6 protein-coding genes and 2 pseudogenes are annotated in these 8,778 nt (G+C 74.7%); 5 read left to right on the top strand and 3 right to left on the bottom strand.

Going from position 1 to position 8,778, the window contains the following annotated elements; genetic code table 11:
* From J0670_RS21655 to J0670_RS21645, 3 genes and pseudogenes are all read right to left on the bottom strand, one after another.
* Window positions 1-2,369: pseudogene (locus tag J0670_RS21655) on the bottom strand (hypothetical protein); the annotation flags it as partial.
* Window positions 2,370-2,407: 38 nt separating this feature from the next.
* On the bottom strand, window positions 2,408-3,283 hold the full coding sequence (locus J0670_RS21650) for a hypothetical protein (protein WP_207813295.1): 876 nt from the start codon (window positions 3,281-3,283) through the stop codon (window positions 2,408-2,410).
* Between the two features lie 60 nt (window positions 3,284-3,343).
* On the bottom strand, window positions 3,344-4,831 hold the full coding sequence (locus J0670_RS21645) for a hypothetical protein (protein WP_207813297.1): 1,488 nt from the start codon (window positions 4,829-4,831) through the stop codon (window positions 3,344-3,346).
* Between the two features lie 245 nt (window positions 4,832-5,076).
* Between J0670_RS21645 and J0670_RS21640 the strand changes: the two genes are divergently transcribed.
* From J0670_RS21640 to J0670_RS21620, 5 genes and pseudogenes are all read left to right on the top strand, one after another.
* Window positions 5,077-6,108: an IPT/TIG domain-containing protein gene (locus tag J0670_RS21640; RefSeq protein ID WP_207813294.1), complete on the top strand. Its 1,032-nt coding sequence runs from the start codon at window positions 5,077-5,079 to the stop codon at window positions 6,106-6,108.
* A 293-nt stretch (window positions 6,109-6,401) separates the two neighbouring features.
* Window positions 6,402-6,926 (top strand): hypothetical protein, encoded by a 525-nt coding sequence (locus tag J0670_RS21635; RefSeq protein ID WP_207813293.1) that lies wholly within the window; start codon window positions 6,402-6,404, stop codon window positions 6,924-6,926.
* 154 nt (window positions 6,927-7,080) lie between these two features.
* Window positions 7,081-7,845 (top strand): LamB/YcsF family protein, encoded by a 765-nt coding sequence (locus J0670_RS21630; protein WP_207813296.1) that lies wholly within the window; start codon window positions 7,081-7,083, stop codon window positions 7,843-7,845.
* A 34-nt stretch (window positions 7,846-7,879) separates the two neighbouring features.
* The gene (locus J0670_RS21625) at window positions 7,880-8,506 is read left to right on the top strand and encodes an allophanate hydrolase subunit 1 (protein WP_243437332.1); all 627 of its coding nucleotides are present in this window, start codon (window positions 7,880-7,882) and stop codon (window positions 8,504-8,506) included.
* A gap of 32 nt (window positions 8,507-8,538) precedes the next feature.
* A pseudogene (locus J0670_RS21620) lies at window positions 8,539-8,778 on the top strand (allophanate hydrolase subunit 2 family protein); the annotation flags it as partial.

Genomic DNA, 8,778 nt, shown 5'->3' with positions numbered 1-8,778 from the left:
GCGCGCAGTTCGCGGCGCTCGCCGTCGGCGGCGGACTCGTCGTGCATGGCCGGGTTCGGCGGCACCAGGAAGAAGGCGGGCACGTCGGTGATCGGGGCGATCAGCGAGGCGGCCGCGCCGACGGCCACGGTGGAGCGCGGCAGCAGGGCGGCGGCCTGAAGGGCCTCGCGGGCGCGCTCCAGCGAGGACGGGTCGGTGACGACCACGCCGTCGACGAGTTCGGGGCGGGCGGCGAGGATCGCCTCGTGGTCGGCCGGGTCGACGGACTGGGCGAGGTAGCGCCAGCCGGGCAGGGCCGGGATGCCGTGCTCGGCGAGGTACTCGACGGTCGCCAGCACGTCCGGGCCGGGCGGCAGCAGTCCGCCGTCGCCGAGTGCGGCGAGGATGCGCGAGTCGTCGGCGGCGGCCGTACGGAGGTCGAACAGGGTGCGCTCGGCGGTGGCGATGGCCTCGTCGAGGAGTTCGCGCAGGTACTCGGCGTTGCGGTCGAGCACGGCGGGGGTGAGGAAGCCGGCGTCCTCCTCGGCGCCCTCTTGGTACGGGGTGAGGGAGAGCAGGTCGGCGAGGCGCTGTTCGGTGGCGAGCAGGGCGGCGGTGCGCTGCTCGGCGGCCAGGGCCCCGGCGGCGGCCTTGCGGGCGTCGCCGGCCCGCTCGGCGGCGAGTTCGGCCCGGGAGGTGGCGGCGGAGGCCTCGCGCAGCCGGGCGGCGGAGGCCTCGGCGGTGGTCCGGGCCTGGGCGAGGGCCGCGGCGGCGGCCTTCTCGACGTCGGCGGCGTGCAGCGCGGCGCGGGCCGGGTCCACGTCGCCGTCGGCGTCGATGAAGCCGGCGTCGACGGCGGCGGCGGTCTCCTGCTCGACCTCGGCGAGGCGCTGGCGCAGGTGATCGGCCTCGCTGCGGGCCTTCTGGGCGGCGGTGGCGGCCTCGGTGGCGGCGGACTGCGCCTTGGCGCCGTCCTCCTGGAGCTCGCTCGCGCGCTCCTCCTCGGTGTCGGCGCGGGACTCGGCGGCCGCGGCGGCGGCCTCCAGGGCGCGGGCCAGGGCGGTGGCGGCGCGGGCGCGGGCGGCGAGCGCGGGGGCGGCGTCCAGTTCGGCCTCGCGGATCGCGGCGGCGACCCGGGCGACCCGGTCGGCGGCGGCGCGCTGGCGCAGGACGGCCTCGGCGGCCTGCCAGGCGGAGTGCAGGGTGCGGGCGTCGGTGAGCTCACGGCGCAGCGCGGCTGCTTCGGCGGTGGCCGCGGCGAGGCTCAACGTGGCGTGCCGGTGGGTGAGTTCGTCGGCGATCAGGCTGTGCCGGGTGCGGTCGGCCTCGGCGGCGGTGACGGCGCTCGCGGCGGCGGCGACCTCGATGGCGAGGTCCTGGGCGCGGTCGCGTTCGGCCGCGGCGCGGGAGGTGAGGGCGTGGGCGAGGCGGCGGGCGCGGCGCTCGGCGGTGCGGTGGGCCTCGCGGACGCCCTCGCGGGCGGTGGTGGCGTCGACGATGCGTTCCAGCAGGTCCAGCGAGCCCGCGGTGAAGTCGCGTTCGGCGGTGAGTTCGGCGCGCAGGCCGAGCTTGGCGGCGAAGCCGTGCACGAGGTCGGCGAGGCCGTCGGTGTCCCGGGTGTCGGTGACGGCGCGCAGCAGCAGGTCGGTGAAGTCCTTGTCCTGCTTGACCGCGAAGAGGCCGGCCGCCTCGCCCTCGTCGGCGTTCATCTCGCGCTGGTAGCGGAAGAGTTCGGGGTCGAGGCCGAGTTCGCCGAGGTGCTCGGTCCAGCGGTCGTGGCCGTCCTCGAAGACCAGGTCGAGGTGGGGCTGGGCCTTGCCGGCCTCGGTGAGGGCGTCGCGGAAGCCCTTCATGGTGCGGCGGCGGCCGCGGGCCTTCTGGTCGCCCGCCAGGCTGACCCGTTCGGCGACCGGCAGCGAGTCGAGGGTGAGGCCGGGGCCGGGGCGGAAGGAGTACCAGGTCTCGGCGAACTTGCGCGGGTCGGAGGAGACCTGGCGGCCGCGCCACTCGCTGACCTTGCCGACCACGATCAGCTCGCCGGTGACGGTGTGCTGCCACTCCAGGGCGACGTGGCCGCAGTCGTCGGCGAGCAGGAACTTGCGCAGCACGCCGGAGCTGGCGCCGCCGAGGGTGTTGCGGTGGCCGGGGAGCATCACCGAGAAGATCAGCTTGAGCAGGACGGACTTGCCGCCGCCGTTCTCCAGGAAGAGCACGCCGGCCGGGGCGGGACGGCGGACCGGGCCGTCGACGTCCTCGCCGAACAGGCCGATCTGCTGCGGGGCCGGGTCGGCGACGGGCTCGCCGACGCCGCGCAGGTCGAGCACCGTGTCGGCGTAGCGGGCGCCGGCCGGTCCGATCGAGTAGAGGCGGACCCGGTTGAGCTCGTACATGTGCGGCGGTTCTCCGTGGCTTCCGTGACGGGGGTTGGTCAGAGCGAGTGGAACGGCAGGCCGGCGTCGGCGACCAGTTCGTCGGTGGTGTCCGGCGGCAGCAGGCTGGCGGTGCCGTCGGAGACCGCGACGATGCCGAGGTCGAGCAGTTCGGCCATCGCGGCGCTGCCGGCCAGGTCGCGGACCTGGAGCTGGTAGCGGGCGGTGGTGCGGTAGGTGCCGCCGGAGTCGTCGGAGACCTTCTGCAGGAAGCCGGAGTCGACCAGGAACATGACGGCCTTGGCGACGATGCCGATGGTGGAGCCGGAGAGCCGGCGGGCGTCCTTGGTGGCGCCGGTGGCGGTGCGCCGGGCCCAGACCCGCCAGGCGGCCTCCAGGCCGGGGGCGTCGGAGGCCGGGTCGGTGTTGGCGCCCTCGGTGTCGGCCTGCTCCTCCAGCCGGCGGCAGGCCTGGCGGACGAAGGAGTCGACGCCGTTGACGGTGATCCGGCCGAGGTAGCCGTCGTCGGCGAGGTCCTCGGGGCGGGGGAAGGCCATCGCGGCGACGGCGAGGTGGGCCAGGCCGTGCAGGAAGCGGTCGGTGGTCTCGGAGGCGGCGCGGCGGGAGTAGTCGCCCATCCGGACCGCGAACAGCGAGTCCTCGGCGGCGGCGACGGCCATGCCGGCCCGCGGCGAGACCTCCAGGACGACCAGGCCCATGCCGGTGGCGATGGCGTCGGCGAGGCGGGCGAACGGGGGGTCCTCGCGGTGGCGGCGGACGAGTTCGGCGTACTCCGCGTCGCGGGCGGGCAGCAGCTTGGCCTGGAGGCCGAAGGAGACCAGCCGGGCGGCGTCGGCGACGTCGGCCGGGGTGATCGGCGCGGGGGCCGCGGGTTCGCTCTCGGCCGCCCAGGACGTGTCGTGGTGGGTCGTCACGGGCGGTGCTCCTCGGGGGTGGCGCGGTGGGTGCGGTTCGTCAAGGTGGTGTTCCGGGGGTCAGCCCGCGTCCTTGCGGTCGGCGGCCATGCCGACCGCGTCGAGCAGGGCGCTGCCGACGATCAGGTCGGCGCCGCCGAAGTCCGGGTCGTGCAGCGGGGTGCCGTCGTCCACGGCGAACAGCAGCCGCTCCTCGCCCTGGCGGTAGGCGGTGCCGACCGGCGGGCTGGCGGCGTGCACGGAGAGCAGGGCGACCAGGTACGCCAGTTCGGTGCCGCCCTGCTTTCGGGCGTCCTCCAGTAGGCCTGATAGGCGGCGGGGGGCGTCCGGGGGCAGGTCGAGCAGTTCCAGCGCCGTCTCCAGCTGCTCGTCGGAGAAGCGGCTGTCGTCCGGGGTGGCGACCAGGTCCGGGTCGGGCAGTTCGGCGCCGAGGTGCTCGCGCTCGACCGGCGGGGTGAGCAGCAGGTCGACCAGGTCGGCGACGCGGACCGAGACCGGGGTGCGCAGGCCGGCGCCGCGGGCGAAGAAGGCGCCGGTGGGGCGGACGGCCTGCTCTATCGGCAGCCGCAGCACGGGGGCGAGCAGCTGCCCGTACAGGTCGATGCCGCTGCGGGGGCCGGGGGTGGCGAAGGCCTGGCGGTCCTGTTCGGCGCGGAACAGCGGGCCGGCCTCCAGCAGGCGGGTCTGCAGCTGGGTGTGGCGGCGGATGCAGTCCTTGACGATGTCGACCAGTTCGGCGGCGCGGCGCTTGTGCTCCGGGTCCTCGGCCTCGTCGCGGGCCTTGCGGATGTTGGTGAGAATCGCGTTCTCGTGCCGGTAGCGGTCGGCGATGTGGTCCAGTGCCTCGTCGATGAGGTCCGGGATGGCCTTCATCCAGTCGACCGCGCGGACGTTGCGGCGGGTCGCGTCGAGGGCGCGGCGCAGCGTCTCGGCGTACTGGACGGTGCGGTAGCGGGCCTGCTCGGCGGCGAGCTGCGCGTCGGCCAGGCGGCCGCGGCGGATCAGCACCTCCAGCTTGACCTCGGCGGCGATCTGGGCCGAGGTGACGTCGGTGTCGAGCGCGCCGACCAGGACGTTGACGGCTTCGTCGGTGGTGCGCAGGTAGACGCCGCCGTCGGGGCCGGGGACCTCCTCGATCAGCTTGAAGTCGTAGTCGCGGCGGACGTACTCGCCGTCCGCGCCGAAGGTGCCGTAGACGGCGCGGAAGCCGCGGTCCACGCTGCCGACGTTGATCAGCGACTCCAGCACCCAGCGGGAGACCCGCTCGTGCTCGGCGTTGTGGCGGCTCGGGGCCTGGGCGGCGACCCGGGGCAGCAGCCGGGCGAGCACTATGTCGCGGTCGGCCCCGGTGTCGAAGTCCATGTGCAGGGTGACCAGGTCGATCGCGGCGAGGCCGACCTCGGCCATCGCGTAGCCGCCGTACTCGCCGGCCAGGTTGACCTTGCGGTTGTCCAGGTCGTGCAGCGGGGCGGTGCAGGCCAGCGCCTTGAGCCGGCGGGCCAGGCCTTCGTCGGCGGCGGGGCCGGGCGCGGGCCGCGCGGAGGGCACGGCGGCACCGGCGGTCGGCCGGAGGCCAGGCTCGGTGGGCGGGTCAGCGATGACGGTCACGGTGGACAAGATTAGAGGTTCGCACCGACATGGACCGAAACGGACCTTGCGGGCGGGCCCGACGGCAGGTGACCGGCGGTGTGCGGGCCGGATTCAGAACGCGGTTTCGACGGGATTCCGCCATTCCCGAACCGGTATTCGAGAAAACCGTGAGGACTTCGCTCCGGTTCGGTGATGATCGGCCCATGACCACCCGACTGGCCAAAGCGGGCCTCGCCGTCCTGTCCGTGACCGCCCTCAGCACCGGTGCCGCCGTGGCCGCGCCGGCCGACGTGCCGTCGACCTCCGCCCAGCACGTGACCGTGTCACAGGGCGGGAACTACCCCGGTGGCTTCTTCAAGTCCGGCAACATGACGGCGAACTGGGTCTCGTCCGGCACCTCGGACCTGACCGGCCCGACGCACTTCACCGTCGATCTGCCGCCCGGCGTCACCACCGACGGCGGCATGTTCTACTCCACTCCGTACGACTACACCTTCACCGAGACCCTCTCGGCCGACCACCGCCGCCTGGAGGCCGTGCTCACCGGCACCCGGGTGGTCGGCAAGAGCGAGTTCATCAAGCTCAACCTGTTCACCACGCCCGGAGTGCCGATCGGCGGCGTGATCACGGTGACGGCCGCCAACCCGAACGACACCGACCCGACCGGGCACGTCTCCCGCTACGACCTCGGCAGCCAGAGCTACCTGCCGGCGACCGTCCAGGCCGCTCCCGCCGTCACCGGTCTCGACACCACCACCGGCCCGGGCGCGGGCGGCACGTCGGTGACCGTCAGCGGCAGCAACCTGTCCAACGGCATGGTGCTGGTCGGCGGCGTGCCGGCGCCGGGCACCTGCACCGACACCGCCTGCACGGTGACCACGCCGGGCGGCTCGGGCAGCGCGCCGGTCAGCGTGGTGACTCCGGGCGGCACCGCCACGGCCCCGGCGGCCTTCGACTACACCGGCGCCGCGCCGCCGGCGCCGCCCGCGCCGGTGGTCAGCAACCTGACCACGACCAGCGGACCGGTGGCCGGTGGTACCCAGGTGTACCTCCAGGGCAGCAACCTCACGTACGGCTCGGTGACGTTCGGCGGGGTGCCGGCCGCGCACGTGTCCTGCGGGCCGTCGTTCTGCTCGGCCACCGCTCCGGCGGCCGCCACGCCCGGGCCGGTGGACGTCACGGTGACGACGGCGGGCGGCACCAGCGCCGCAGTGACGTACACGTACACAGCGTAGCCGCCACGGCGACGACGACCACGATGCCCGGGCGCCCGCGCGGTGCCCGGGCATCGGTGTGTCGCGACCTGCGGCTTGGGGCCTGGGGTGACGGATAACAGATGACAGCTGACAGATTTTGAAATCTGTCAGCTGTCATCTGTTATCCGTCCGCCGTCCGCCGTCCGTAGGGGGCATGTTGAACACGTTCAAATCCTGGGTCTAGAGTCGGTTCCGCGCAGGCAGGCCAAGGCCCGGCCTGCCGTTCGGCATGCTCGGCGCGCACGACGCGCTGCGATTCGGAGGTGGACGAGATGGACGGCGACCCCGCGGTCATCCTTCGCAAGGTCCGGCGGTGGCTCTGGTTCTTCCTGGTCTGCCTGGTACTGAGCGGGCTGACCGCCTTCCCCCTGGAGACCGAGACCGGCTGGCTGGCCGACCCCGCCTCCGGCCCGGCCGCCCCGCTGGCCGACCACTTCCCGGCCGCCGCGGCCTGGCTCGACCGGGTCCACACGGGCATCGTCGAGACCAACCGGCACTACCCCTTCCTGGCCTACGGCACCGACTGGCTGGCCTTCGCCCACCTGGTGATCGCCGCCGCCTTCTGGGGGCCGCTCAAGGACCCGGTCCGCAACATCTGGGTGATCCGCTGGGCGGTGCTGGCCTGCGGCGCCGTCATCCCGCTGGCGCTGATCTGCGGCCCACTGCGGGGAATTCCACTGGTGTGGCGATTTATCGACATGTCGTTCGGTGTCTTCGGCGTCATTCCCCTGCTGATCGTGCTGCGGGCCCTGCGCCCGCTGGAACGTTCCCTCCAAGGGCGCCCGGCCGTGAACTGAGTCGGCGGCCCGGCGGCGCCGCCCCGGGGCGCCGGGCCGCGGCAGCGCGCCGGTGGGCCCTCCCGGGGCCCGGGTCACGGACAACGGCCTTCATCCACAGGCCCTACCATCTGGCTCAACAGCTGCTGGGAGGCGGACGGACGTGGCCGATGCGGTGATCGATCTCAATGCTGACCTCGGCGAGGGGTTCGGGCGCTGGAGCCTGACCGACGACGAGGCGCTGCTGTCCGTGGTGACCAGTGCCAACGTCGCCTGCGGCTTCCACGCCGGGGACCCGCCGACCATGCGCCGGGTCTGCGCGCTGGCCGCCGAGCGCGGCGTCCGGATCGGCGCCCAGGTCTCCTACCGCGACCTGGCCGGCTTCGGCCGCCGCGCGATGGACGTCCCCCCGGAGGAGCTGGCCGACGAGATCGCGTACCAGATCGGCGCCCTCCAGGTCTTCGCCCGCGCGGCCGGCTCCCGGGTCTCCTACGTCAAACCGCACGGCGCCCTCTACAACCGGGTGGTCGCCGACGCCGAGCAGGCCGAGGCCGTGGTGGCCGGGGTGCTGCGGGCGGGCGCGATCTGCGACGGGCCACTGCCCGTCCTCGGCCTGCCCGGCTCCCGGCTGCTCGCGGTCGCCGAGGGCGTCGGGCTGCCGGTGGTCGCCGAGGCCTTCGCCGACCGCGCCTACACCTGGGCCGGCACCCTCGTCCCGCGCCGCGACCCGGACGCGGTGGTGCACGACCCCGAGTCGGTGATCACCCGTGCGGTCGGCATCGCCCGGGACGGCACGGTCGAGGCCGTCGGCGGCGAGCTGATCGACGTCGAGGCCCGCTCGCTGTGCGTCCACGGCGACACGCCCGGCGCCGCCCAACTGGCCTGGCGGATCCGCGGCGCCCTGGCCTCGGCCGGGGTCCGGGTGGAGGCGTTCACATGACGGCGGGGGTGTTCGCATGCCGGCGGAGGCCCGCTTGACGGCCGGGTCGGTACGACGGGTCGGCGAGCGGGCGCTGCGGGTCGAGCTCCCCGGGACGGCGGAGGTCGCCGCACTGTACGGGTGGTTGCGCGAGCGGCAGGCGGCGGGCCTCCTCGGCGAGGTCGAGGAACTGGTGCCCGCCGCCCGCACGGTGCTGCTGGACGGCGTCGCGGACGTCGAGGCGGTGGCGGCGCTGCTGCGCACCGCCCGTCCGGAGCCGACCGCGGCGGCGGGCGGGGGGCTGGTGGAGGTCCCGACGGTGTACGACGGCGCCGACCTCGCGCGGGTCGCGGCGCTGTGGGAGGTCTCCGAGGAGGCGGCCGTACGGATCCACACCGAGCCCGAGTACGCCGTCGCCTTCTGCGGCTTCGCACCCGGCTTCGGCTATCTGACCGGACTGCCCGCGCGGTACGCCGTCCCACGCCTGGACACCCCGCGCAGCTCCGTCCCGGCCGGCTCGGTCGCCCTGGCCGGCGAGTACACCGGCGCCTACCCGAACTCCTCCCCCGGCGGCTGGCAGCTGATCGGGCGGACGGCACTGACGCTCTGGGACCCGGCGCGGGAGCCGGCGGCGCTGCTGGCCCCGGGGGCGCGGGTGCGGTTCACGGCGGTACGGGCATAGCGACAGCGGAAATCCGGTTTGGGGGCGGGAAGTTGAGCGAACTACAGGTGGTACGGCCCGGGCCGCTGACCACCGTCCAGGACCTCGGGCGGCGCGGCGTCGCCCACCTCGGGGTGCCCAGGGCCGGGGCACTGGACCAGCCGGCGCTGCGGGCGGCGAACCGGCTGGTCGGCAACGCACCGGACGCCGCCGGGCTGGAGACCACGCTCGGCGGGGTCGCACTGCGCGCCCTCGGCCCGGTGCTGGTGGCCGTCACCGGCGCGCCGGCCCCG

Source organism: Streptomyces sp. FH025, assembly GCF_017427025.1.
GTDB lineage: Bacteria > Actinomycetota > Actinomycetes > Streptomycetales > Streptomycetaceae > Kitasatospora.
Note: the sequence above shows the minus strand (reverse complement) of the source record. Positions and strands in the feature narration are given on the sequence as shown.